20 protein-coding genes are annotated in these 24,354 nt (G+C 61.9%); 12 read left to right on the forward strand and 8 right to left on the reverse strand.

Annotated elements, in window-relative coordinates:
- Window positions 1-357: 357 nt before the first annotated feature.
- The 3 genes from ACP146_RS17295 to ACP146_RS17305 all read left to right on the forward strand — a co-directional run bounded on the left by ACP146_RS17295 (window position 358) and on the right by ACP146_RS17305 (window position 3,576).
- Window positions 358-1,263, forward strand: a complete 906-nt coding sequence (locus ACP146_RS17295; protein ID WP_422367996.1) for a sulfotransferase family protein — start codon at window positions 358-360, stop codon at window positions 1,261-1,263.
- Window positions 1,263-1,877: a hypothetical protein gene (locus ACP146_RS17300; RefSeq protein WP_422367997.1), complete on the forward strand. Its 615-nt coding sequence runs from the start codon at window positions 1,263-1,265 to the stop codon at window positions 1,875-1,877. Before ACP146_RS17295 ends, ACP146_RS17300 begins: the two co-directional genes overlap by 1 nt.
- Window positions 1,878-2,022: 145 nt before the next feature.
- Complete coding sequence (locus tag ACP146_RS17305; protein WP_422367998.1) at window positions 2,023-3,576, forward strand: pyridoxal phosphate-dependent decarboxylase family protein; 1,554 nt, start codon at window positions 2,023-2,025, stop codon at window positions 3,574-3,576.
- Between the two features lie 61 nt (window positions 3,577-3,637).
- Here the strand turns inward: ACP146_RS17305 and ACP146_RS17310 are convergent, their stop codons facing one another.
- The 3 genes from ACP146_RS17310 to ACP146_RS17320 all read right to left on the reverse strand — a co-directional run bounded on the left by ACP146_RS17310 (window position 3,638) and on the right by ACP146_RS17320 (window position 6,766).
- Window positions 3,638-4,621: an alpha/beta fold hydrolase gene (locus tag ACP146_RS17310; RefSeq protein WP_425032923.1), complete on the reverse strand. Its 984-nt coding sequence runs from the start codon at window positions 4,619-4,621 to the stop codon at window positions 3,638-3,640.
- A gap of 214 nt (window positions 4,622-4,835) precedes the next feature.
- Window positions 4,836-5,605, reverse strand: a protein-coding gene (locus ACP146_RS17315; RefSeq protein ID WP_422368000.1) for an IS5 family transposase whose coding sequence is annotated in 2 segments (ribosomal slippage) — window positions 4,836-5,284 and window positions 5,284-5,605 — 771 coding nt in all. Because the reading frame shifts where the segments join, the coding sequence is not laid out codon by codon here.
- Between the two features lie 141 nt (window positions 5,606-5,746).
- Window positions 5,747-6,766 (reverse strand): alpha/beta fold hydrolase, encoded by a 1,020-nt coding sequence (locus ACP146_RS17320; protein WP_422368001.1) that lies wholly within the window; start codon window positions 6,764-6,766, stop codon window positions 5,747-5,749.
- Between the two features lie 203 nt (window positions 6,767-6,969).
- On the opposite strand from ACP146_RS17320, the gene ACP146_RS17325 reads away from it, so the two are divergent.
- The 3 genes from ACP146_RS17325 (at window position 6,970) to ACP146_RS17335 (ending at window position 10,462) form a co-directional block, all read left to right on the forward strand.
- Window positions 6,970-7,863, forward strand: coding sequence for an alpha/beta fold hydrolase (locus tag ACP146_RS17325; RefSeq protein WP_422368002.1), 894 nt, complete (start codon window positions 6,970-6,972; stop codon window positions 7,861-7,863).
- A 12-nt stretch (window positions 7,864-7,875) separates the two neighbouring features.
- Window positions 7,876-8,814, forward strand: coding sequence for a hypothetical protein (locus tag ACP146_RS17330; RefSeq protein ID WP_422368003.1), 939 nt, complete (start codon window positions 7,876-7,878; stop codon window positions 8,812-8,814).
- A gap of 106 nt (window positions 8,815-8,920) precedes the next feature.
- Entirely contained in the window at window positions 8,921-10,462 is a 1,542-nt protein-coding gene (locus ACP146_RS17335; protein WP_422368004.1) for a pyridoxal-phosphate dependent enzyme, read from the forward strand.
- A gap of 24 nt (window positions 10,463-10,486) precedes the next feature.
- Here the strand turns inward: ACP146_RS17335 and ACP146_RS17340 are convergent, their stop codons facing one another.
- Window positions 10,487-10,828: a hypothetical protein gene (locus tag ACP146_RS17340; protein WP_422368005.1), complete on the reverse strand. Its 342-nt coding sequence runs from the start codon at window positions 10,826-10,828 to the stop codon at window positions 10,487-10,489.
- An 81-nt stretch (window positions 10,829-10,909) separates the two neighbouring features.
- On the opposite strand from ACP146_RS17340, the gene ACP146_RS17345 reads away from it, so the two are divergent.
- Complete coding sequence (locus tag ACP146_RS17345) at window positions 10,910-11,308, forward strand: bleomycin resistance protein (protein ID WP_422368006.1); 399 nt, start codon at window positions 10,910-10,912, stop codon at window positions 11,306-11,308.
- Here ACP146_RS17345 and gltS read toward each other — a convergent pair.
- Window positions 11,305-12,513 (reverse strand): sodium/glutamate symporter, encoded by a 1,209-nt coding sequence (gene gltS / locus ACP146_RS17350; RefSeq protein WP_422368007.1) that lies wholly within the window; start codon window positions 12,511-12,513, stop codon window positions 11,305-11,307. The two genes, ACP146_RS17345 and gltS, sit on opposite strands and share 4 nt — an antisense overlap.
- Window positions 12,514-12,828: 315 nt before the next feature.
- On the opposite strand from gltS, the gene ACP146_RS17355 reads away from it, so the two are divergent.
- Entirely contained in the window at window positions 12,829-14,028 is a 1,200-nt protein-coding gene (locus ACP146_RS17355) for an efflux RND transporter periplasmic adaptor subunit (RefSeq protein WP_422368008.1), read from the forward strand.
- Between the two features lie 15 nt (window positions 14,029-14,043).
- The gene (locus ACP146_RS17360) at window positions 14,044-17,199 is read left to right on the forward strand and encodes an efflux RND transporter permease subunit (RefSeq protein WP_422368009.1); all 3,156 of its coding nucleotides are present in this window, start codon (window positions 14,044-14,046) and stop codon (window positions 17,197-17,199) included.
- On the opposite strand, the gene ACP146_RS17365 is transcribed toward ACP146_RS17360, so the two are convergent.
- Complete coding sequence (locus ACP146_RS17365) at window positions 17,196-18,578, reverse strand: ABC1 kinase family protein (RefSeq protein ID WP_422368010.1); 1,383 nt, start codon at window positions 18,576-18,578, stop codon at window positions 17,196-17,198. The genes ACP146_RS17360 and ACP146_RS17365 overlap by 4 nt on opposite strands.
- 129 nt (window positions 18,579-18,707) lie before the next feature.
- On the opposite strand from ACP146_RS17365, the gene ACP146_RS17370 reads away from it, so the two are divergent.
- Window positions 18,708-19,547 (forward strand): N-acetylmuramoyl-L-alanine amidase, encoded by an 840-nt coding sequence (locus ACP146_RS17370; protein ID WP_422368011.1) that lies wholly within the window; start codon window positions 18,708-18,710, stop codon window positions 19,545-19,547.
- Between the two features lie 12 nt (window positions 19,548-19,559).
- Here the strand turns inward: ACP146_RS17370 and ACP146_RS17375 are convergent, their stop codons facing one another.
- Complete coding sequence (locus ACP146_RS17375) at window positions 19,560-21,464, reverse strand: PHA/PHB synthase family protein (RefSeq protein WP_422368012.1); 1,905 nt, start codon at window positions 21,462-21,464, stop codon at window positions 19,560-19,562.
- A 241-nt stretch (window positions 21,465-21,705) separates the two neighbouring features.
- Here ACP146_RS17375 and ACP146_RS17380 point away from each other — a divergent pair, with 241 nt between their 5' ends.
- Together ACP146_RS17380 and ACP146_RS17385 are read left to right on the forward strand one after the other, a co-directional pair.
- Window positions 21,706-22,260 (forward strand): DUF2975 domain-containing protein, encoded by a 555-nt coding sequence (locus ACP146_RS17380; RefSeq protein WP_422368013.1) that lies wholly within the window; start codon window positions 21,706-21,708, stop codon window positions 22,258-22,260.
- An 8-nt stretch (window positions 22,261-22,268) separates the two neighbouring features.
- Entirely contained in the window at window positions 22,269-22,505 is a 237-nt protein-coding gene (locus ACP146_RS17385) for a helix-turn-helix domain-containing protein (RefSeq protein ID WP_422368014.1), read from the forward strand.
- Window positions 22,506-22,531: 26 nt separating this feature from the next.
- On the opposite strand, the gene ACP146_RS17390 is transcribed toward ACP146_RS17385, so the two are convergent.
- Window positions 22,532-24,322, reverse strand: a complete 1,791-nt coding sequence (locus tag ACP146_RS17390; protein ID WP_422368015.1) for a M3 family oligoendopeptidase — start codon at window positions 24,320-24,322, stop codon at window positions 22,532-22,534.
- Between the last annotated feature and the right edge of the window lie 32 nt (window positions 24,323-24,354).

Here is a 24,354-nt window from a genome sequence, read left to right on the forward strand (position 1 = left end):
GGAACGCGCTAACGGGTTCCGCCCGCTGAGCAACGCCCCAAAACACCTGACGCCGCAGCCGCGCCCGTCGGTCACGACAGCGCGGCACAGATTTTTACGGCATACTCCTTTAATGACTGGCGCGCGGCTCCGATTCAAGCTCTTTTGCCCGAAAGCCCGCCGTCGGGCGGCAACGCCGCACCATCCTGCGGCGATGTTTCACACGAAACTTGGTGGAAATCGGAGTTTGCCGAACCCCAGGTCTTACCGCCCCTTTTCACTGCCCCTGCGCCAAACCGTGATTGACCGGTGGACATTCGCCACGCCGACCGATAACCAGAAGCGCAGGCGCAATCCTGCCGCAGGGGAAACTGAAACGTGAAACTGTTATCGGGTGCCGAGGCGCTTCGTCCTCTCCTTGATCGGGCCGGCCTCTTCATCGTCACCGGCGTCACAAAGTCGGGCACTACCTGGCTGCAGCGGCTGCTGGACAGTCATCCGGAAGTCGCCTGCGGGGGCGAAAGCAAGCTGAACGTCCTACTCACACAGCTTGCCCCGGCGATCCGCGAATACAACACAGCCCTCACCAAGACCAACGACAAGATCTACAAGGAACAGGCGGTCTACGAGACCCTCGGCAAGCCACAGCTTCTCGCGGCCATGCAGTACTTTTTCCTCGACCGCCTGGCGGCGGTTCAGCGCCGGGCTGAAGCAGCCGGCAAGACTGCCGCGCTGCGTTGGGTCGGCGACAAGGACCCGGACTACAAACGCGACCTGGTCTCCTGGCGCGCCATTCTGCCCGATGCGCGGATCATCTCGACGATCCGCGACGGGCGCGACTGCTATGTCTCGCTCTGGTTCCACCTCTATCCGGACCGCGAGCCCCTCGCGGCGGAAAACCGGGCCGATTTCATCGGCCGTATCAAGGGACATGCGGCCACCTGGCGCGACACCGCGGCCAAGTTTCAGAAAGACGCCGCCGACCATCCCGGCCGTCATTTCTCCCTGCGCTACGAGAACATGCTGACGGACACGGGGCGGGAGATGACGGCGCTCTTCGACTGGCTCGGTTGCGATGTCTCTGACGCAACGATCGCCGAGGTCGTCCGCCGCAACAGTTTCCAGACCCTTTCGGGCGGTCGCGAACCCGGCGAGACCGATGCCAGGTCTTTCTTGCGCAAAGGCATCGCCGGCGACTGGAAGAACCATTTCGACGAGGAATGCGACGCCCTCTATCGCGAAGTGGCCGGCGAGGCGCTGGCCGCCGCAGGCTACGAAGTGTGATGGACCTCACCTACGTCGTCACCGACATCGAGGTGAACGGGCCGACGCCCGGAGAGCACTCGATGCTCGCCTTTGCTTCGGTTGCCCTCGGTTCCCAAGGTGACGAGATCGATAGTTTCGAAGCTGTTTTGGAAACCCTGCCGGAAGCCGGTGAGGACCCGATCACCATCAACTGGTTTCAGGGTTTCCCGGAAGCTTGGGCCGCCGCAACGCGGAACCCGGAAGAGGCGGACGGGGTGATGCAGCGCTACGCCGCCTGGGTGCGGAGCCTGCCGGGACAACCTGTTTTCGCCGCCCATCCCCTGGCCTTCGACGGCGCCTGGATCGACTACTACCTCCGGCGCTTTACCGGTATCAGGATGCTGAAAGGGCCGTGGACCGGTGAACGTCTGTTCCACACCGCCGGACTTTGCATCCAGGCCTTCGCCGCCGGACGCACCGGCTGGGACTTCACCGCCTGCAGGACCGAGGACTATCCGCCGGACTGGCTCGGCCATGTGCCGCATAGCCACCTCTCAATCGACGATGCACGCGGCTATGCCAATCTCCTGCGGACACTGTTACGGATGGAAAAGCCGCCCGGCCAGTCACACGAGGAGGCGGGAACCATTTGATTCGTTTGGAGTTAGGGCCAGCGTATCAGTGGTTGGATATAGTACGCACTTCGCAGGCAGATGCCGGCAGGGTATGCTGCCTCCGCGGATTTGCCCCGCCGCCGCTGGGACCGGCGACTTAAGCGGCAGTCATGCCGATCGGGAGATGGACAAGAGGCTCGTTTTCACCCCGGTGGACGACACCGGTCACCATGCCCGTCACCCGAGTATCGAAGAGGAAACTACGTTGAGTCTTGAAGAAGAAACACTCGACCCCCAGAACTGGGACGAGATGCGTGAACTCGCCCACAGGATTGTCGACGACAGCATCAACCATGTACGCGATGTGCGGCAGAGGCCGATCTGGCAGCCGATGCCTGACCAGGTCAAGGCCACTTTCGCCAAATCACTGCCGGACGATCCGACGCCGCTCGGCCAGATCTATGAAACGCTGGCCGAGAACATGCTTCCCTATCCCATGGGCAACATCCACCCGCGATTTTGGATGTGGTACATGGGATCAAGCAACTTCACGGGCGCCCTGGGTGACTTTCTTGCGGCCGTTCTCGGCTCCAACCTGGGCGGCGGCAATCACGCGGCGGCACTCATCGATGACCAGGTTGTAAACTGGTGCAAGGAAATGATGGGCTTTCCGCAGAGCGCCAGCGGCACACTCGTCAGCGGCGGCTCGATGGCCAATCTGATAGGACTGGCCGTCGCCCGGAATGTGATGGCAGGTTGCGATCTCAGAGAGCATGGCCTTCAGGCCCTGGACAAACCCCTGCGCTACTATGCTTCCGATCAGATGCACGGCTGTCACCAACTGGCGGTCGAGACCCTGGGCCTTGGCAATGCGGCATTGAAGCTCATTCCGACCGCGGCCGATCTGACACTTGACCTTGGGGTACTGGCAGACGCCATACGCGCCGACCGCGAAGCCGGCTTAAATCCCGCCTGTGTCATCGCAAACGCCGGTACCGTCAATACCGGCGCAATCGATGATCTTGAGGCGATCGCTGCGGTCTGCCGCCGCGAAGGGCTCTGGTTTCATGTGGACGGCTGCATCGGCGCCCTGCTCGCGATCGCACCCGGCAATAAAGGCCGCGTCGCGGGCATCGACAAGGCGGATTCAATCGCACTCGACCCGCACAAGTGGTTGCACGCGCCCTTCGAAGTCGGCTGCGTTCTTGTCCGTGATGCCGCCAAGCATCTGCAAACCTTTACCCTGACGCCGGAGTACCTGGAACAGAAAGAGCGGGGAGTCGCCTCGGGCACATGGCTTCACGACTATGGCCTTCAAACTTCTCGCGGATTCCGAGCTCTCAAGGTCTGGATGGCTTTGCAGGAGCACGGCGCAACAAAGTTTGGCCGTCTCATCGATCAGAACATCGCCCAGGCTCAGTACCTGAGCGAGGGCATTGAAGAAAACGAGGCGTTGGAACTTGCGGTGCCGACCAACATCAACATTGTCTGCTTCCGCTACAATCCCGGCGGCTTGACGACCGAAGAGCTGGCCGCCATCAACACGGAAATAATGCTGCGATTGCAGGAAAACGGTACAGCGGCGCTGTCGGACACAACGGTTCACGGCGCTCACTGTCTGAGGGTGGCGATCAACAACCATCGGACACAGCGGCGCGATCTCGATCTGTTGATAGAAGAAGTTACAGGGCTTGGACAGACACTGATGATCGAAAGATCTTCGTCGCAAGCCGGTTGACCGCCGCTTGCGCCGCGCCCTCGGACACAGGGCCAATACAGATGAGGCCGTGTAATCCGCTCTAGCGCCGGGAGGCGCCGTGGAGATGGAGAATTGCCTCGGCCCGCGACTTGACCCCCAACTTGCGGAACAGGTTGGACGCGTGATTGCGCACGGTACGTTCGGACAGCCCGAGCAGGCTGGCAATCTCCGGGTTCGACTTCGCCTCGCAAATCAGGCCGACGACCTCGCGCTCGCGCCGCGAAAGACGAGTCAAAGCGACCTCGCTGCCGCCGGCAGCCGGGATCCGGTCCATGAAATCCAATACCGCCTCTTTAAAGCGTCGCCAGGCCGGTTCATCCTGCAGGATGATGTGGTTGCGCGAATGCAGTTCGACGAACTCCGCATCGGGCAGGCCGCTGGCCAGCAGGCGCCCCTCCTCGAAAGGGACCACCTCATCCATATTGGGATGCATCACCAGGACCGGCATGGCGACGCGGGCAAGCAGGGCACGCACGTCCACATCGGCACGCTCTTTCATGATCCGCTCCACCGTTGCGGCTGACATGGTGCGCAGGCAGAGATCGTTGTACCAGCCGATCTGTTCTTCACTGCCATTCGGGATGTAGCGCTTGGTGAGCAGTTCGCGAAAAACGGGATTCTCAAGCTCCCAACCCAGGGCCACCAGATTGGAGATCGACTGATAGAACTGCGCGGCCTGTGGATCGCCGCGGGCCGCCCAGCCCTGAGCGTCGCCCGCATAGATGATGATACGCGAAACGCGCTCGGGATACCGGCTCGCGAAGGCGATTGCCGTCGAAGCCCCCTTCGATATGCCCAGAAGGGTCATGGGGCCATCGATGCCGGCGGCATCGATTACCGCCTCGAGATCCTCGACCCAACGTTCGAAGGAAAGATCGTCCACCTCGCGGTCGGAAAGCCCACAGCCCCTTTCATCGTAACGCACAAAATGAAAGTGATCGCTGAAGAAGCGCAGCCAGTGCGACCAGACCGGGCTTTGTGGATCCATCTCCAGATGGGTCGGACAGTTGGCGGTTTTGACCATCGGCGGCCCCTCGCCACTACTGGCCCAACCCAACGCTGTCCCGTCTTTCGATCGCGTGAACCGAACTCGCTGTGTCACTGCTCAGCTCCTACCGGAAGAGTCGGAGTCCCACTCCGTCCTCTCACTCAGGCTAGCGGCAACTTAGCGGTGAGTTCTATCTCACGAATTGGCTGGCAAGAAAAGTGCCAATGGCGTAGGGCGCGCCTTATCGGGGTTAGGTAGCGGACTCATAAGCTTCGCACCAGATTCTGACAGCGGCGATTTTGATGAAGGCGAGGAAGGCATGTGATGTCTTGTCGTATCGGGTTGCGATGCGCCGGAAGGATTTCTTGATACGGCCGATGAAGCGCTCGACCTTGTTGCGTTGACGATAGAGTTCCCGGTCGAATGGGATCGGTATCTTGCGGTCGGATTTGGAGGGGATCACCGCTTCCGCTCCCTTCTCCCAGATCAGGTTTCGAATGTGGTTGGCGTCGTATGCCTTGTCGGCCAGAACAGCCTGTCCGGGTTGCAAGTCCCCCAGCAGAAGCGGCGCCACCGGCCCGTCATGGGCCTGTCCCGGCGTCAGGTGGACCTTCAACGGTAGCCCCCATTCATTGACCAGAACGTGGATTTTTGTGGTCAGACCGCCACGTGAACGACCCATGCATCGTCGGGGATCGTTTTTTTGAGCGTGGCCCCGGCGTGATGCACGCGCACCGACGTGCCGTCGATCATCACCACATCGCCGTTGTGAGCATCCACCACCGCGTCCATGATCCGGTCCCAGACGCCGGCCCGGGTCCAGCGGCGGAAGCGGTTGTACACAGTGGTATAGGGGCCGTAGCGCCCGGGCAGGTCGCGCCACGGACAGCCGGTGCGCAACACGTAGAAGATGCCATTCAGAACCTGCCGGTCATCGCGCCGCTGCACACCCCTCACCTTGTTCGGCAGAATCGGTTGGATGAACCGCCATTCCAGCTCCGTAAGATCATAGCGTGACATGCTCTCCTCCGAACGCCAAACCAGACCATCACAGAATCACAAACCGCTGATCTTGAAAATAGATTTATGAGTGCACTACCTAATCCGAGAGGGGTAGACCAAAGCAAATCACAGAGAAGTGATTGAGACAGCGCCTTGCTTTCAGCGGCGCGGCCCAGCGTGCAGGTAAAGGATCGCCTCGGCGCGGGACTTCACGCCCAGCTTCCTGAATATGTTGGAGGCGTGATTGCGCACGGTACGCTCCGACAGTCCCAGCAGGCCGGCGATCTCCGGGTTGGACTTGGCTTCGCAGATCAGCGCCAGGATCTGCTGTTCACGCGGCGAAAGGTTCTCCATGTCCGACGAGGCACCAAATCCGCCTGCCGAGGTCTCTCCCGTAAAGTCCAGCACCGCTTCCTTCAAGCGCGTCCAGGCGGGCTCCTGCTTCAGGACAATATGGTTTCGGGAATCCAGGCTGACAAACTCAGCGTCCGTCAGTCGGCTCGCAAGTTTCCGCCCCTGCGCGAAGGGCACCACCTCGTCACCGGCAGGATGAAGCAAAAGAACCGGAGCGGTAACCCGGTCGAGCAAGGCAGTGACATCGACATCGGCGCGCGCGGCCAGCAGCCGGGCCGCCATGTCCGCTGCCACGGTTTTGCGGCAGAGGTCATTGAACCAGTCGATCTGCTCATCACTGCCGGCCGGGATAAAACGCTTCGTGAAGAGTTCCCGAAAAACCGGATTCTCCAGCGCCCAGCCTTGCGATGTGATCTCGACAATTGCATCGTAGAACCTTGCGCCCTCGGCATCGCCGCGGGCCCGCCAGCCCTGCGCATAACCGCCGTAGACGATAATCCGCGATACTTTGTCAGGATGCTTGGCGGCATATGCCAAAGCGGTTGCCGCTCCCTGCGACATGCCGAGCAAGTCGACCGGCTCATCGATGCCGGCGGCATCGATCACGGCCTCAAGGTCCTCGACCCAGCGATCGAAGGACAAATCCTCGACGTGGCGGTCGGTCAAACCGCAACCGCGCTCGTCATAACGGACAAAGCGGAAATGATCGGCGAAGAACCGCACCCAATGAGCCCAGACGGGACTCTCCAGATCGTACTCCAGGTGAGTCAGCCAGTTGGCGGTTTTAACCAGCGGCCGCCCCTTGCCGGCGCTGGCCCAGGCCAATGCCGTTCCATCCCGCGAGCGCGTGTATCTGATCTGCTGTTTCAATGATCCCCGCTCAAACGCCGCAGAATTCCGCCGTTCGGGACAACTGTCTCATAACAAAACCGCCGGAAAAAGCCGGAATCGGGACAGTTGCCCGATTTCCCCCGGCCTGCCGCCGGGCAATATCAGAGCGGCCGCCGCAGTAACGAAAGCGCCTCTGAGTGACCATCCAAAGCGACAAGATTCCGTTCCTGCTGCCCGATAGCGACCCGACGCAGCCGGTCGTCGCGCTGCATTGCTCCGGCGCTGACGGCCGCCAATGGCGCGCCCTGTCCGAAGCGCTCGAGCCTCCCCTTCAACTGATCGCCCCGGCTTTCTACGGCGCCGCCGGCCACCGGGGCTGGAGCGGCGACCGCCCGTTCAGTCTGGCCGAGGAAGCACGCCCGATCCTCGAGTTGATCGACGCGATGGCGATACCCTTCCACATGGTTGGGCACTCCTATGGCGGCGGCGTCGCCCTGCACATCGCCTTGCAGCGGCCGCAGGCGGTGAGCAGCCTGACGCTCTACGAACCCTCGGCCTTTCATCTGCTGCGATTGGTTGGCGCTGCCGAAGCCGAGACCTTCGCCGAGATCAAGGCCGTGGCCAACGCAACGGCCCGCGGCCTTGCCACCGGCGATTACCGCGGCGCCGCCGAAGCCTTTGTCGACTACTGGAGCGGGTCCGGCGCCTGGGCGACCCTGCGCCCCTCTTTGAGGAGCGGCCTGACCCAGTGGCTGCCAAAAGCACCGCTCGACTTTCATGCACTGATCGAGGAAACCACGCCGCTTGAAGCTTACCAGGCCCTGGAATTCCCGGTTTCCATCCTTCGCGGCAGCCTCGCGCCTGCGCCGACCGCCGCGGTGGCCCGCCTGCTGTCGGGCGCCCTGCCTAACTGCGAAACCAAATCCTTTGCCAACGCCGGACATATGGGGCCGATCAGCCATGCGGAGCTGGTCAACCGTCATATCGTGAGCTTCCTGAAAGCCAATCAAAAACCGAAGGCTCCTTTTCGGCAGCCAACGTTTTCCGGCACGGGCCTTAGCACGCTGTCCGATCAAGAACCGAAGACCTGAAGGGAGACAAATATGCAAAACCAAACCGCAGATTCCGACACAACGCGTTTTGCCCGCTGCATAGAGGTCTCGAAGCGGGTGCGCTGGGACATCGACGAGGATGTTATCCGCGGCCGAAAGCTCGATATGGAACAGACATTTTTGCCGGAGGGCCTCTCACAGGTTGGCGGCCTGAGCTTTCTGTCGGACGAGGAGAAGCGTTTCCTCAGCCAAATTCAAGGTCGCACCTATGCCAACATCTTCGGCCTGGTCGAACGTTTCATCAATGCCAAGGTTCTCGAAATCAGCCGGGATCATGCACTGGGCGATCAGACGGCCTTGGAGGCTCTGGTCCGTTTCAGCGACGAAGAGTTGAAGCATCAGGAACTGTTCCGCCGCATCGACGCGATGGCCGGCGATCAGATGCCGGGGGGCTATAAGTACACCGGAGACCCTGACGCAGTCGCGCAAGCCGTGCTCGGAATGAGCACCTGGGCGGTTCTCGTCCTGACGCTGCATATCGAACTCTTCACCCAGTTGCATTACCGTGAAAGCCTGGAACCGGACGAAACGCTCTCGCCGCTGTTCAAGGATGTCTTCCTGTTCCATTGGAAGGAAGAGAGCCAGCACGCGATCATGGACGAGCTGGAGTTGCGGCGCATCGACGCCGGGATGACGGCCGAGCAGCGCGAGGAGGCGGTGGACGAGTTCATTTCCCTTGTCGGTGCGGTCGACGGCCTGTTGCAGGCCCAGGCAAGTGAAGACGCCCGCTACTTCATCGAAAACTGCGGTCGCAGGCTTTCCGAAGACGAACAACAGCGTTTGGAACAGGGGATCCTGGGCGCCTATCGCTGGCAGTACGTCGTCTCCGGGGCGCAGCACAGACCCTTCCAGCGCATTCTCGGCGACCTCATCACCGAAAAACAGGCGCAGCGCATCAATACCGCCCTCGCCCCGCTGGTCGCCGGCTGACAATGGTGAAACCGCAGCATCACGGGGCATCGCCGCTGACATCCGCGCTCGGCAACTGCTCAAGGCCGCTACCGGGCCCGTCCTAATTTCCCAGGAGAACACCAAGATGAACCGCAAGTTTGAAAGCATTCTGGACACGATCGGCAACACGCCGATTGTCCGAATCAAGAAGCTTGCCCCCGCCGGCATCAAGCTTTACGCGAAGCTGGAGGCCTTCAACCCCATGGGGTCGGTGAAAGACCGACTTGCCCTGGCCGTTATCGAGGATGCGGAACGCCACGGCCTGCTCTCGCCCGGGCAAACCGTCATCGAGGCAACCAGCGGCAATACCGGCATCGGCCTGGCCATGGTCTGCGCCCGCAAAGGCTATCCTCTGGTCGTCACCATGGCAGAAAACTTCAGCGTCGAGCGGCGCAAGCTGCTGCGTTTCCTGGGCGCCAAGGTGGTTCTGACACCGGCTGCCGAAAAGGGCAGCGGTATGCTGGCAAAAGCGGCCGAACTCGCCGAAAAACACGGTTGGTTCCTCTGCAGGCAGTTCGACAACGAAGCCAATGCGGAGATGCATTCGCGTACGACAGCCAGGGAAATTCTCGACGACTTCGCCGACAGTCCGCTCGACTACTGGGTAACCGGCTGCGGAACCGGCGGCACCTTGAAGGGGGTCGCCCGCGTCCTGGCGGCGGAAAGCCCGAACACCCAGGTTGTCGCCTGCGAACCGGACAATGCCCAGATCCTCGGCAGCGGCATCGGCCAGGAACGCAATGCCGACGGCAGCTACAGCAGCAGCCACCCGCATTTCCGTCCGCACCTTATGCAGGGCTGGAGCCCGGACTTCATACCCGGCCTGACCGAGCAGGCGCTGGCGGCAAAGCTGGTCCACCGCATCATTCCGGTGAGCGGCAACGAAGCCCTGCGTCTGTCACGCGCCCTGGCACAGCAGGAGGGTATCTTCACCGGAATCAGCGGCGGTGCCACGCTTGCGGGCGCCCTTGAAGTCGGCCGGACGGCCCCTAAAGGCAGCAGCATACTCTGCATGCTGCCGGATACCGGCGAGCGTTACCTCAGCACCGTACTCTTTGAGGACACACACGCCGACATGAACGAGACGGAAATCGATATATCTCTTTCCACGCCCTCCGCGCGCTTTGATCTGCCGACTGCACCACCCCCCGTCAACCGTTCGGACAAAACCGCAGAGAGCCGGGGCGACAGCGACGAAGAGGCAATCGACTACCTCACGAGGATAATCGCAGACCCGGCAAAGCCCGTGGTGATGTTCGCCCTGGAATGGTGCGAATTCTGCTGGTCGGTGCGCCGCTTCTTTGCCCAACTGCGCATTCCTTACCATTCGGTCGATCTCGACTCCGTCGATTTTCAGAAAGACGATCTGGGCGGGCGCCTTCGTCGCGCGCTTACCGCCCGCACCGGCTCCCCGACCATACCGCAGATCTTTATTGGTGAGACCTTCATCGGCGGATGCAGCGAGCTTTTCGAGGCTTTCAAGAGCGGACAGCTCGCGTCTTATCTCACCGACCAGGGGATCTCTTTCAAAGACCAGTCGGAGATTGATCCCGACTCTTTCACGCCGCGCTGGGTACAGCCGAGAAAGATCATCAGTCAAAGATCAAAACCGACCGCTCTTTGGTAAGGAAGACACCGCGTCAGGCGGCTGTCAGGCGCGTGAACCTTCATCCATGCGATAGAAGATGAAGCCGCTGTTGCTGTCGTCGATATCGTCATCGAGCAGCGCAACCTCTTCGACGGCGATGGTGCCGGTTTCCGCAAAGTAGGCCTTGAGGCTTGGACGCGAGAGAATCTCCGCTTCGAGATCGAACAGCGCTGACTGCTCCGCGGTCGCCTGATCGACGGCTGTTGCGGTACGCACGACATAGAATCCGACGCGCTCGGGCTCTCCCTCACCACCATCGGTAACAAAATTTTCGCCCCGCAGGATCACCGCAAACCGCAACACTGCGGCCGGGCGGGCGTGGCGAGTCTCAACAATCTCAGGCATCTGGCTCAAACAACTGTTTTCCACATCGACCAACAGTGATTTGATCCAAACCGGGTTAAAGCTTCGATAAGGGGGATCGGTATGTCACAGCAGGAGCGCGGGCCGGCAATCGAGAGTGCAATGACCATCGTGCCGGTGCGCGATGTGCGCGCAAGCATCGCCTTTTACGCGGATATCCTCGGCTTTGAAACGCGCTTCCTGGCCGACGACGGCGGCTTTGCCATGGTCATGAGCGGACCAAGCTTCGGTCTGCAATTGCTGGCCTGCGATGATCCCGGGGCCCTGAAGGCGACCGCCAACAACATCGCTGTCTATTTCCACGTGAAAGACCTGGATCAGCTTTATGACGGAATGAAGACAAAACTCGAAAGTCTGCCGGAAGGCCGCCTCAGGCCACCCTTCGATCAGTCCTATGGCATGCGCGAGTTCCATGTCAAAGACCCGGACGGCTGCCTGCTGTTTTTCGGCGAAGATATCTAAAGCGCCAGAAAGAACCGGATAACGAAGGCATTGGTTAGGTCGACGAAGAAGGCACCCACCAACGGCAAAATGATAAAGGCCGTCGGCGCCGGCCCGTGGGTCTTGGTCACCGCGGTCATATTGGCAATGGCCGTCGGCGTCGCGCCGAGGGCAAAGCCGGCGAAACCGGCACTCAGGACCGTCGCCAGATAATCCCGTCCCATTAAAGGGAAGAGCACGAGCAGGATAAAGGCAACGGTGGCCAGAGCCTGCAGGGCAAGCAGGATCAGCAAGGGGCCGGCAAGATCGGCGATCGACCAAAGCTGCATGCTCATCAGCGACATCGCGATGAAGAGGCCGAGGGAAAAGTCGGAGACGATGGCCAGGGCCCGGGTGCGGGCCGGCCAGCGCATCCTGGGCAGCAGGTAGGGGACACTATTGGAAAGCAGGATCGCCACCAACAGGCAGGGCACGAAGAGCGGCAGCTTCAGGCCGGTCTCGGCCAGCGCTTCGTTGGCGGCGTAGCCGATGATGATGGCGATGTGCAGCACCAGGATCACCTGCATGATGCTGATGTGGTTGATCTGCTCGGTGTCCTCCTTCTCATGGGGGATGCCGACCATGAGCCCGTCAGCCTTGGCATCAGCAATGCCATGACGCGCCAGGAGAAACTTTGCGATCGGCCCACCGAGCAAACTGGCTAGCACCAGGCCGAGGGTCGCAGCGGCAACGCCGACCTCAAGGGCGTTGGGCACGCCATGATTGGCGGCAATCTCCGGCGCCCAGGCGATCGCTGTACCGTGGCCGCCGATCAGCGAAGCCGAACCGGCCAGCACGCCGATGGCGTTCGGTTGGCCGAGCGCCTGAGCGACGGTAAGGCCGATGACGTTCTGAAAAACAATGTAGGTGAGCGTCAACGCCAGCAGGATAGCCAGGGGTCGGCCGCCTGACAGGAGGTCGGAAAAGCGTGCGTTCAGGCCGATGGCCGTGAAGAAATAGACCAGCAGGGTGTCTCGGGTCTCCAGTTCGTGTTCGATCTGCTGGCCCGTCGCCAGGTAGACCGCGAGCAGCACCAGAGCGGCGAGTATGCCGCCGGTCACGGGCTCCGGGATGTTATAGGCCCTCAGAAAGGCAATGCGTCCGGTCAGCCGCATGCCCAGAAAATAGACCACGATGCCGATGGTGTAGGTCAGAAAATCGTCGACGACGATTAGGTTGTCAGCCATTAGGCATCAGGATAACGCAAAGATGAACCATAAAAAGACGCCTCGACCCAATTGCCTATCAGCATTCACAAATATGACCTACGGAAGACTCCAACCGCTGCAATCAATTCTAGCGTTAAGACGGGACCTGCTAAAGGCTCTGCGATAAAAAAGAGCCACAGAGTTGAAACTTGGTCGCCTATGTTTGCCGTAGGTTCTCAAGGAGAGGCACGCTCTTAAGAGACGCAGGTTCTTTCTTGATGGCCGATAGCCAGCGCCCCAAAGCCTGCGCTATGCTGGCCGTCGTCGCCGATTGCAAGTAGAGACCTGAATACCATGATACGAAATCTGCCGCTGGTCCTGATGCTGCTTGTTCTTGCGGCCTGTGAAGAAAGCAACACCTACGTAGAGCCGCCGCCGCCCAGGGTCACGGTGGCGACACCGGCAGTCCAGAACGTCACCGACTATCTCTATTTCACCGGCACGACCCAGGCCGCCGCCGTGGTCGATGTGCGGGCCCGCGTCGCCGGCGAGCTTCGAAGCATGTCCTTTACGCCGGGCCGTCAAGTCGCCGAAGGCGACCCCCTGTTCATGATCGACCAACGCGAATATCAGGCCGATCTGGAGATCGCCAAGGCCGAGGTCAGCAGCGCCCAGGCCCAGAAGGTCGAAGCCGACAGATCTCTGGAGCGCGCCCAAACCCTGATAAAACGCGGCAACATCTCCCAGGCCAGCCTGGACGAGGCCGAGGCCGCCGCCCGCACCACGGCGGCGGAAGTAGCCGTAAAACAGGCGGCCCTGCGCCAGGCCGAGTTGGACCTGGAGTACACCGAAATTCGCGCGCCCATCGCCGGGCGCGTGGGGCGCAATATGGTCGATGTCGGCAATCTGGTTGGCGAAGGCGAGGCAACTCTGCTGACCACCATCACCGCCAACGACCCCATGTTCGTCTACTTCAACATCAACGAACGCGATCTCCTGGCGGGTATGGAGCAATACAGGGCTGAAGCTGAAAAGGCCGCGGGCACGGCGCCGGAGGCCCAAGGCAACCTGCGGGTCGAGATGGCGACCGACGACCGCGAGGACTATCCCTTCGTTGGCATCCTCGATTTTGCCGAGTCCGCCTTGAACCCGGAAACCGGCACCTTGCAGCTCCGCGCCCGTTTCGAGAATCCGGGGCCCTTCGCTGCCCTGATCTCGGGCCTCTTCGCGAGGGTCAGGGTGCCGGTCGCCGAGCGCCAGGATCTGCCGCTGGTGACCGAGCGGGCAATCAGTTCCGACCAGTCCGGCCGCTTCGTCTACGTGCTGGGCGCGGAAAACGAAGTCGAGAAGCGCGGCGTTACCATCGGCCAACTGATTGACGGCCTGCGGGTGATCGAAAGCGGCCTCGCCGCCGGAGAAAAAGTGGTGGTGAACGGCATTCAGCGGATACGGGCCGGCTCCATCGTCGATCCGCAGGAAGCTGAAATGACGGCCTTCACCGCAACGGCCCTGGGCGCCGGAGCGGCGGAAACAACCCAAAGCGCCACCCAATAGCGGAGAACCGGCACCATGTTCTCCCAATTCTTCATCCAGCGGCCGATCTTCGCGTCGGTGATCTCCATCGTCATCGTGATCGCCGGTCTCGTCACCGTCTTCGGCCTGCCGATCGAACAGTACCCTGAGATCACACCGCCGACGGTGGAGGTGTCCGCCGCCTATCCCGGCGCCAACGCCCAGGTGGTCGCCGAAACCGTCGCCTCGCCCATCGAGCAGCAGGTCAACGGTGTCGAGGGCATGATCTACATGTCCTCGACCAGCGCCAGCGATGGGTCCTATAGCCTGACCGTCACCTTTGAGGTCGGTGCCGATCTCGACCTCGCCCAGATCCTGGTGCAGAACCGGGTCGCCCTGGCGGAAGCGAACCTGCCCGAAGAGGTGGTGCGTCAGGGCGTCAGCACCAAGAAAAAATCCAGCAACATCATCCTCATCGCCTCGCTCTATTCCGAAGACAACCGTTACGACGAGCTTTTCCTCAGCAACTACGCAACCTTGCAGGCCGTCGACACTCTCAGCCGCATCAACGGCGTCGGCGAGGTTTTCGTCTTCCCGGCCAGCGATTATTCCATGCGCATCTGGCTTGACCCCAGCGCCCTCAAATCGCGGGGTCTGACCACCACCGAGGTGGTGGACGCCATTCGCGAACAGAATGTCCAGGTCGCCGCCGGACAGATCGGGCAGCCCCCGGCACCGACGGGCCAGTCTTTCCAGTACGCGGTCAACGTGCTCGGACGCCTCAGCGACATCAGCCAGTTTGAACAGATCATCATCAAGCACGGCAACGACGGCGGCATCACCTATCTGAAAGACATCGCGCGCATCGAGCTGGGCGGCAAGAGCTACAACATCACCTCACGGATCGGCGGTTCGCCCTCGGCCTCCATCGCCGTCTATCAGTTGCCCGGCGCCAATGCCCTGGAGGTTTCCAAGAATGTCCGGGCGGCCATGGACGAACTCAGCAGCCGCTTCCCCGAGGCAATGGTCTACAGCGTCCCCTACGACACGACGATCTTCGTCGAGAAATCGATCCAGGAGGTCTACATCACCCTGTTCCAGGCGGCGGGCCTGGTTTTCCTGGTGCTCTTCCTGTTCCTTCAGGACTGGCGGGCCACCGTTATTCCCGCGGTGGCCATTCCGGTATCGTTGATCGGGACCTTCGCCGTCATGGGCATGTTGGGTTTTTCACTGAACATGCTGACCCTCTTCGGGTTGGTGCTGGCCATCGGCATCGTGGTCGACGACTCCATCGTCGTGGTCGAGGCCACGGCCGCCCATATCGAGCGCGGCATGAAGGCGAGAGAAGCGGCGATGCGGGCGATGAAGGAGGTTTCCGGCGCCGTCGTCGCCACCACCCTGGTGCTGCTCGCGGTCTTCATTCCCGCCGCCTTCCTGCCCGGCATCACCGGCCAGATGTACCGCCAGTTCGCCATCACCATCGCCGTGGCCACGGTTTTCAGCTCGGTTAACGCCCTGACCATGAGCCCGGCCCTGGCGGCGCTGTTGCTGCGCCCGCCGAAAGAAAAGAAGAACTGGTTTTTCCGCGGCTTCGACAAGGCCTTTCTGAAGGCCGAGAACGGTTACGCCTGGCTGACCCACAAAATGATACGCATGACCGCCATCGTGATGCTGCTCTTCGTCGGCCTCGGGGCGCTCACCGGCTGGCAGTTCGGTAAGCTGCCCACCGCCTTCCTGCCGCTCGAGGATCAGGGCTACCTCATCGCTTCGGTCCAGTTGCCCAACGCCGCCTCGTTGGAGCGCACCAATGCGGTGCTCGACAAGATCGACACCATCGTCGGCGAGATTCCCGGTGTAGAAAACTGGGTCTCTCTCGGCGGCTTCTCCCTGATCGACGGCACCAACGCCTCCAATGCCGCAACGATCTTCGTCACCATGATTCCCTGGGAGGAGCGCCAGACGCCGGAGCTCTCGCTGCGCACCATATACGGCAAGCTGCAGGCTGGGCTTTCGCAGATTCAGGAAGCCGTCGCCTTTGCCTTTCCGCCGCCGGCCATTCCGGGCCTCGGCGTTTCCGGCGGCTTTCAGATGCAGCTTCAGGACCGCGGCGACCTCGGCCTTGTGCAGCTTCAGCAACTGGCGCAGGAAATGGCCATCGACGGCGCCGCGCAGACCGGCCTAGCCAATCTTAACACGACCTTTCGCGCCGACGTGCCGCAGCTCTTCGCCGAGGTCGACCGTGTGAAGGCAAAGTCGCTGGAGGTTTCCCTGAACGAGGTCTTCGGCACCCTGCAGACCTATCTCGGTTCGGCCTACGTGAACGACTTCAACCGCTTCGGCCGCACCTGGCAGGTGAAGGTTCAGGCCGATCATCAATACCGCATCGAAGCCGAAGACATTCGCCGCCTGGACGTGCGCAATGCCGAAGGCGGCATGGTGCCGCTGGGCACCCTGGTTTCGGTGGAGGAGATTCTCGGCCCCCAGACGGTGATGCGCTACAACCTATATCCCAGCGCGACCATCACCGGACAGGCCGCCGCCGGCTTCTCTTCCGGCCAGGCCCTGAACCTGATGGAACAGCTGGCCGACGCCAAGCTACCCGCGGCCATGGGCTTCGAGTGGACCGGCATCTCCTTTCAAGAGAAACAGGTCGGCTCCGAATCCATTGTGGTTTTCGCTTTGGCGATCCTGCTGGTCTTCCTGGTGCTGGCCGCGCAGTACGAAAGCTGGACCAGCCCCGCCGCCGTCATCCTGGTGGTGCCCCTAGCCCTGCTCGGCACCGTCGCCGCGCTGCTGGCCCGCCAGTTCGACAACAACGTCTACACCCAGATCGGCATCGTGCTATTGATCGGCCTGGCCAGTAAGAACGCCATCCTGATCGTCGAATTCGCGCGCGCTGAGCATGCCGAGGGCAAGTCGATCCTCGAGGCCGCAGCCTCGGCGGCCAAGCTGCGCTTCAGACCGATCCTGATGACGGCGATCTCCTCCATCGCCGGCTTCATGCCGCTAGTGATCGCCACCGGCCCCGGCGCCGCCAGCCGCGCGGCCATCGGTACCGCCGTGGTCGGCGGCATGGCCGCAGCCACCCTCATGTCACTGCTCTTCACGCCTGTCTTCTACGTGGTAATGCAGCGTTTGGGCGAAGGGTTTGGAAAAAGAAAATCCACTGCCGGCGGCGACGCAGCAGAAACCCCCGGCGCCGGTTCCGACTAAACCGGCAGCGGCAGGTCCTGGGCCTTCAAGACCTTGGCCTGACGTTCTTCCAGGGCATCCACGTCGAACTCGGCGATCATGTCGTGGAACATCTGGTGCCAGTTGATCTCGGCATCGAGATGCATAAAGACCGAGCCCAAGCCGACGGCGGCGCGGTCCATCAACACGAATTCGCGCGGCGGCGTCACGCCGCCCAGGCGGCGCAGTTCCTTGTGCACCTCTCCAGCCACTTCGGCGCCGTAGAGGCTGTTCTTGTCGCCCATGATCTTCTGCGGCTTGTCTTCCAGCAAAGGCGCATAGAGGAAAGCCGCCCAGAGATTGAGCGCCGCCAGCAGTTCCTTGCTGATCTCGGTGAAACCCCAGGTGCGGTAGGCCTCCACCGCCAGTTCGGGATCGTCACGCTCCAAGGCGAAGTAGAGATCGATCACGCCCTTCACGAACTTCGGCGGGAACACCCGGATACAGCCGAAATCCAGGAGATTCACTGTCCCGTCGTCGCGGATGGTGTAGTTGCCGAGGTGCGGGTCGCCGTGAATGATGCCGTAGAAATAAAAGGGCACGTACCAGGCGCGGAACATGTTCATGGCCACGGCATTGCGCTCTTCAACGCTGTCGCAGCCCTTCACGAAGTCCAGCAGCGGCGTGCCCTGCAGCCAGGTCATGGTCAGTAGGCGCTGGGTGGAAAGCTCGGGCAGCAGATCGGCGACGTGGACTCCGGCTTCCTGCGAGAGCATGTCCTTGTAGAGCAGCATGTGCCGGCCTTCGCGTTCGTAGTCCAGTTCCTCGCGCAGGCGGTCGGCCAGTTCCTGGTAGATGTTCGAAGGATCGATGGCCCGGTCGTAGCGGCGATAGATGCCAAAAAGAATCTTCAACTGCTGCAGATCCGCTTCCACGGCCGACAGCATGTCCGGGTACTGCAGCTTGCAGGCCAGGTCGCGGCCGTCGGGACTGACGGCGCGATGTACCTGGCCGAGGGAGGCCGCCGCTGCCGCCTCGCGCTCGAAAGACTTGAACTGTTTTTGCCAGTCCTGTCCCAACTCGGCACGCATACGCCGCTTCACGAAGGGCCAGCCCATGGAGGGCGCGTTGGACTGAAGCTGGCGCAGTTCCTCGGCATACTCCTTGGGCAGGGCGTCGGGAATCGTGGCCAGAATCTGCGCCGCTTTCATCAAGGGGCCCTTCAGGCCGCCCAGCGCCGCTTTCAGTTCCGAAGAGTGTTTGTCCCGATCCAGCCCGATTCCGAGGTAGCGGGCGCCCACCACCTGGGCGGCCAGGCCGCCGACCGAGGTGCCGACCTTGGCGTAGCGCCGCACCCGGCCCGACAGGCGGGAGGTTTCCGACTCGTTAAGCTCTTGGTTTTCGTCATCAATCTCCGGCATGGCTAGAACTTGGGGCCGAAGAGGACAGAAGTCCAGCAATGAGCAAAAGGAATACCACCAGGGCGTCACTGTCCCACAGGGAGGCTTCCACCTAGACTGGCCGAAAACCGCCGTGAAAGGGAGATTTCCATGCAGATCCGCCGCCACCGTCTGCACTACGATAACGGAGAACCCGTCCGCTATGTGGAAAGCCCCAACCGGGGCGGGGCGCTGACCCCACGTTTCCTGATCATGCACTACACCGCCGGGAGTTCTTTCGAGAGCTCGCTCAGCCATATGACCAGACGCGGAACAAGCGCTTCGGCCCACCTGCTGATCGGCCGTGACGGCGCCATCGCCCAGTTGGTGCCTTTCAATCGCGTCGCCTGGCATGCCGGACGCAGCCGCTGGCAGGGGCTCAGCGGGCTCAACCGGCATTCCATCGGGATCGAGCTGGACAACGCCGGCCCCCTGGACCGCCATGGCGATCAGTGGCGATCCTGGTTCGGACGCGACTATCCGCGCGATGAGGTTCTGGTGGCGCGCCACAAGAACGGCGGCCGGCGGCGCGGCTGGCAGACCTATAGCGAGGCGCAGATTGCGGCGGCCCTTGAGGCCGCCACCGCGCTCTGCCGCCACTACGGCCTGGCCAACATCCTGGGCCATGACGATGTGGCGCCGGAGCGCAAGACCGATCCGGGCCCGGCCTTCGCGATGGAGAGTTTCCGGGCGGCGGCCCTGGGACGCGGCGATGAAGAACCGGCGCGCTTCGAAACCATCACCCGCCTCAACATCCGCGACCGTCCCGGCCTCGACGGCGCCAAGCTGCCGGAGGCACCGCTGGCCAGCGGCACCTTCCTCAGCCTGCTGTCACAGCAGGGAAAATGGGCGATGGTCGAGGTCCTCGATGCGGAGGGCATGCCGGAGACGACCGGCTGGGTTCACAGTGACTACATCATCGCCGCGCAACCAGAAGCGGCGACCGGCTGAAGCAGCGCCTTACTAGGATTGATGGACATAGCGGCCGGGGGCATCGTCCAGCACCGGATAGCCGGCCGCGGCCCGGCCGAGCGGCGGCGGCGCCACCTCTGCGCCTGAGTGATCGGCCAGCCAGGCCTGCCATTGCGGCCACCAGGATCCCTTGTGCACCGGCGCGGTTTCCCGCCAGCGGTCAGGGTCGAGATAGGCATCCTCAAAGCCCAGGCGGACGAACTGATAGATCCGCCGGGGGTGTCCCGGCGGCGTCACGATACCGGCATTGTGGCCACCGCTGGTCAGGAGAAAAGTGACATCGGTGTCTGTCAGCAAGACGATCTTGTAGACGGATCGCCAGGGCGCCACGTGGTCCTTGGCGGTTCCCAACGCAAAGATCGGAACCGTGATGTCGGTGAGCGCGACCGGCCGGCCCTCCACCTCATAGCGACCCTGCGCCAGATCGTTGTTGAGGAACAGGCGGCGCAGGTATTCCGAATGCATGCGATAGGGCATCCGTGTCGCATCCGCGTTCCAGGCCATAAGATCCGATTGATCGCGGCGCTGGCCGAAATAGTAGTCATGCACCATCCGCGACCAGATAAGGTCGTTGGAGCGCAGCAGTTGGAAGGCGCCGGCCATCTGATTGGTGTCCAGATAACCCTGCGCCCACATGATGTCTTCCAGGTAGGCAAGCTGGCTTTCGTCGATGAACAGCATCAACTCGCCGGCGTCGGTAAAGTCGGTCTGTGCGGCCAGCAGGGTCACCGACTTCAGGCGTTCGTCGCCATCGCGGGACATGGCCGCAGCGGCAATGCTCAACAGCGTGCCGCCCAAACAGTATCCAACCGCATGCACCCGGCGATCCGGCAGGATGGCGTTGACAGCGGTCAGCGCCGCCATGACCCCGAGCCGCCGGTAGTCGTCCATCCCCAGATCACGTTCCTCCGAACCCGGGTTCTTCCAGGAGATCACAAAGACCGTATGCCCCTGGCTCACGAGGTAGCGGATCAAGGAGTTCTCCGGCGAGAGGTCGAGAATGTAGTACTTCATGATCCAGGCGGGCACGATCAGCAGCGGTTCGCGATAAACCTTTTCGGTGGTCGGGCTGTATTGGATCAGCTCGATCAGATCGTTGCGGTAGACGACCTTGCCGGGCGTCACCGCAAGCTCAGATCCCGGCCGAAAGGCTTCGGTGCCGACCGGACCTCGACCGCTTATCCGGCGCGCGGCGTCTTCCAAGGCATTAAGCCAGCCATTGTAGATATTGGCGCCGCCCTGCTCGACGGTTTCGCGCAACAGCAGCGGATTGCCCGCCAGATAGTTGGATGGCGAGAAGACGTCCAGCAACTGGCGCGCGACGAAGGAAGCCACGGCTTCGTGATGCCTGGAGACGCCCCAGATACCCGTCGTCGCTTCCTGCCACCATTGCTGGGTCAGCAGGAAGCTTTGAACCATGATATCGAAAGGCCGCCGGCGCCAGGCAGGGTCATCGAAACGCTTGTCCCGGTGCTGGGGCCGGATGCAGGGCGGCGCCCCGGGGCCTTGCGCCGCGGCGAGCGCAAGGCGGAGCGACTGCGACCAGGCCGATTGAACAAGTTCCGCCTGCTTGGCCGGCGCCATCGCCAGATGCGTCCACCAATCGGTGTAAGCAAGGCCGAGGGCAGCCGGGGAGATCCCGGCGGTGAAGCGTGCCATCCCGGCGTGCAACATGCGATCAAGGATACCATCCCCGAAGACCCCGGTCAGAACAGGCGGCGTCGGCGCCATTTCGGGCCCTACCTTGTAGCCGGCGACATCCGGCAGGCGGTCGACGTCGGGCGCTTCGGTTGCGATGTCAGGTGCCGACCCCGGCGGCAGAGCATGATCGCCACCTGTGACGAGCCGAGGACGCTTGGCATTTGCCGTCACCGCCACCTCCGTCAAACGAGACAAGACCGCGCCCCTGGCAGTAAGTGCCGGGACGGCGGATGCAAGCAGTAGATGGCAACGGCGCAAGAAGCGCCTTGAGCCAGATCACCCCTTGGTCATGCAAGGCACCGAAAGTGAGCTGCCGGGCGCAGGATCAATCCTCCATCCGGCAGAGAAAGCCGAAAATCAGCTTCTTGAAATTATTGTTTTACGATGATAAATCATTGTTACATGATAATTTCTAGCATCATTCGAAGGAACCTCAATGCAGCAATCTGCAGACAACCGGTCCGCTGTGGCGATCCGCTGGGTCAGCCTCGCCATGGTTGGAATCACCGGCCTCTTAATGGCAGGAATCGCCGCTGTGTATCTTAATCTCTGGTTCGACCGACCGACCCTCATCGCCATAATCGAGGCTGAAATACTGACACCGGGCACGCCTTATAGACTCTCGGATCCCATCGCCGCCGCATGGCTCTCCATCGCCGCGCTGCCGACGGCTCTTTCGCTCTGGGGCCTTTGGAATGCCCTGAAGCTGTTCCTCGGCTACAGAGAAGGCGCGGTCTTCACCGAAATCGCCGGGCGCCGGCTCACATACATGGGAATCGCCCTGGCGATGACGCCGCTGGCGCAGATCTTGATGACGGCCGCAACCTCGGTTCTGTTGACGATGCACAATCAGGTCGGGCAACGCCAACTCACGATCTCGATGACGGAAACCCATCTCGTCGTCGGCGTCGCAGGCGCCATGCTGTTGGTCATAGGTTGGGTATTGGCAGAAGCGGCCCGCTTGGCCGAAGACAACCGCCAGATCGTCTAGGGCGCGCCATGGCCATCATCGTGAATCTCGATCTTGTGCTGGCAAAACGGAAAATGCGTTCGAAGACGCTGGCACAACAGATCGGCATTACCGAGCAGAACCTGTCACTGTTGAAGTCCGGCAAGGTGAAAGGCGTGCGCTTCGAAACCCTGGACCGCATCTGCAGGGCTTTGGACTGTCAGCCCGGTGACCTCTTGGAATGGCAGGCGGGTAACAGCGACTCGGAGGGCAAGCAAGACCTCTAGCCGCCTGGAATCCGTCGTCCGACTGCTTAGTCCATGGCCTCGAGTTCTTCGATGAAGCTCTCCACCAGCGCCAGGCCGCGATCCCAGAAAGCGGGGTCGGAGGCGTCCAGACCGAAAGGCGCCAGCAGTTCCTTGTGCCGCTTGCTGCCGCCCGCCCGCAGCATTTCCAGGTACTTCTCGGCAAAACCGGTTTCCGCCCCCTGGTAGACCGCATAAAGCGAATTCACCAGGCAGTCGCCGAAGGCATAGGCATAGACGTAGAAAGGCACATGAATGAAATGCGGGATATAGGCCCAGAAATGCCGGTACTCGTCGTCGAAGGCGATGGACGGCCCCAGACTGGTGGTCTGGGTTTCCAGCCAAATCTCGCCCAGCCGGTCCGGCAGCAGCTCGCCGCTGCGGCGTTCGTCGTGAACACGGGTTTCGAACTCGTGCATGGCAATCTGGCGCACCACGGTGTTCAGCATGTCCTCGACTTTTGAGGCCAGCATGATCTTGCGCTGCTTCGGCGCGGTTTCGGCCGCAAGCATCGCCTGGAAGGTCAGCATCTCGCCGAAGACCGAAGCGGTCTCGGCCAGGGTCAGCGGCGTTTCCGCCATCAGATGACCCTGGGGCCCGGCCAGCACCTGATGCACGCCATGGCCCAGTTCATGGGCCAGGGTCATGACGTCGCGGGTGCGCCCCTGGTAGTTCAGCAGCAGATAGGGATGGGCCGAGGGTACGGTCGGATGGGCGAAAGCGCCGGGCGCCTTGCCCGGGCGCACCGGCGCATCGATCCAGGACTGGTCGAAAAACTGCTTGCCGATCGCCGCCAGAGCCGGCGAGAAGTCGGCATAGGCGTTCAGCACCAGCTGGCGCGCATCCTGCCAGGGGATCAGGCGATCGTCGTCCTCCGGCAGCGGCGCATTGCGGTCCCAGTAGGGCAAGGCTTCGACGCCGAACCACTTGGCCTTCAGAGCATAGTAGCGGTGGGCCAGGCGCGGGTAGCCGCGATGCACGGAGCCGACGAGCGCATCGACAACCTCGTCTTCGACGAAATTGGCGAGGTTACGCGAGGAAACCGGCCGGGCATAGCTGCGCCAGCCATCCTCGATCTCCTTATCCTTGGCCAGGGTGTTGGTGATGAGGGAGAAGACGCGCATGTTGTCGCCCAGCACCTTGCCGAGCGACTTTGCCGCCTCGCGGCGGGCTGCCGGATCGCGGTCCGTCAGGCGATTGATCACCTCGGCAGAGGTCAGCATCTTGCCTTGATAGGGAAACCGCAGGCTGGCCATGGTTTCATCGAAAAGGCGGGTCCAGGCGGCGCGTCCGGCCACATACTTCTCGTGCAGCAAACGCTCAAGCTCGTCGGAGAGCTGGTGCGGACGCATGGCGCGCAGGTCACGCAGCCAGGGCGCGTAACGGGCCAGCCCCGGCGCCTTCAATCTTTCGTCAAGATCCGCGTCCTCAAGGCGGTTCAGCTCCAGCGCAAAGAACAGAAGATTGCTGGAGATTGTCGTCGAACGCTCCTGCATGCCCTGGAAGAAACGTGAAACCTCGGGATCGCTCATGTCTCCGGAGTAGACCAGTTGAGCGTAGCTCATGACCCGCCCGAGAACTTCCTGGATCGACTCGAAAGCGGCGATCGCCGCGCCCAGCGCCTCGCCGTCAAGGCTCGCCAACCTGCCGGCATAGGTCTTCTGGAAATCCCTGGCGCTGTCTTCACTGCGCGCCAGATCCTGTTTCAGTTCCGGCGAATCGGGACCTGGATAAAGATCCGTGAGATCCCAGGCCGGAAGCTCGCCAAGTGCCTCGTCAACTACCGGTTTACCGTTCAAATCACTACCTCAAAAGACTAATTAGGGGAAAA

The sequence above is a fragment of the Pelagibius sp. genome, assembly GCF_965249265.1.
GTDB lineage: Bacteria > Pseudomonadota > Alphaproteobacteria > Kiloniellales > Kiloniellaceae > Pelagibius.

Bases quoted from the DNA above. Each gene is read 5' to 3' on its own strand.
- ACP146_RS17345 (WP_422368006.1), top strand. From the start codon at position 10,910: ATGTCACAGCAGGAGCGCGGGCCGGCAATCGAGAGTGCAATGACCATC.
- ACP146_RS17385 (WP_422368014.1), top strand. From the start codon at position 22,269: ATGGCCATCATCGTGAATCTCGATCTTGTGCTGGCAAAACGGAAAATG.
- ACP146_RS17355 (WP_422368008.1), top strand. From the start codon at position 12,829: ATGATACGAAATCTGCCGCTGGTCCTGATGCTGCTTGTTCTTGCGGCC.
- ACP146_RS17380 (WP_422368013.1), top strand. From the start codon at position 21,706: ATGCAGCAATCTGCAGACAACCGGTCCGCTGTGGCGATCCGCTGGGTC.
- ACP146_RS17300 (WP_422367997.1), top strand. From the start codon at position 1,263: ATGGACCTCACCTACGTCGTCACCGACATCGAGGTGAACGGGCCGACG.
- ACP146_RS17310 (WP_425032923.1), bottom strand. From the start codon at position 4,621: ATGGTCAAAACCGCCAACTGTCCGACCCATCTGGAGATGGATCCACAA.
- ACP146_RS17360 (WP_422368009.1), top strand. From the start codon at position 14,044: ATGTTCTCCCAATTCTTCATCCAGCGGCCGATCTTCGCGTCGGTGATC.
- ACP146_RS17365 (WP_422368010.1), bottom strand. From the start codon at position 18,578: ATGCCGGAGATTGATGACGAAAACCAAGAGCTTAACGAGTCGGAAACC.
- ACP146_RS17340 (WP_422368005.1), bottom strand. From the start codon at position 10,828: ATGCCTGAGATTGTTGAGACTCGCCACGCCCGCCCGGCCGCAGTGTTG.
- gltS (WP_422368007.1), bottom strand. From the start codon at position 12,513: ATGGCTGACAACCTAATCGTCGTCGACGATTTTCTGACCTACACCATC.
- ACP146_RS17305 (WP_422367998.1), top strand. From the start codon at position 2,023: ATGGACAAGAGGCTCGTTTTCACCCCGGTGGACGACACCGGTCACCAT.
- ACP146_RS17330 (WP_422368003.1), top strand. From the start codon at position 7,876: ATGCAAAACCAAACCGCAGATTCCGACACAACGCGTTTTGCCCGCTGC.
- ACP146_RS17370 (WP_422368011.1), top strand. From the start codon at position 18,708: ATGCAGATCCGCCGCCACCGTCTGCACTACGATAACGGAGAACCCGTC.
- ACP146_RS17335 (WP_422368004.1), top strand. From the start codon at position 8,921: ATGAACCGCAAGTTTGAAAGCATTCTGGACACGATCGGCAACACGCCG.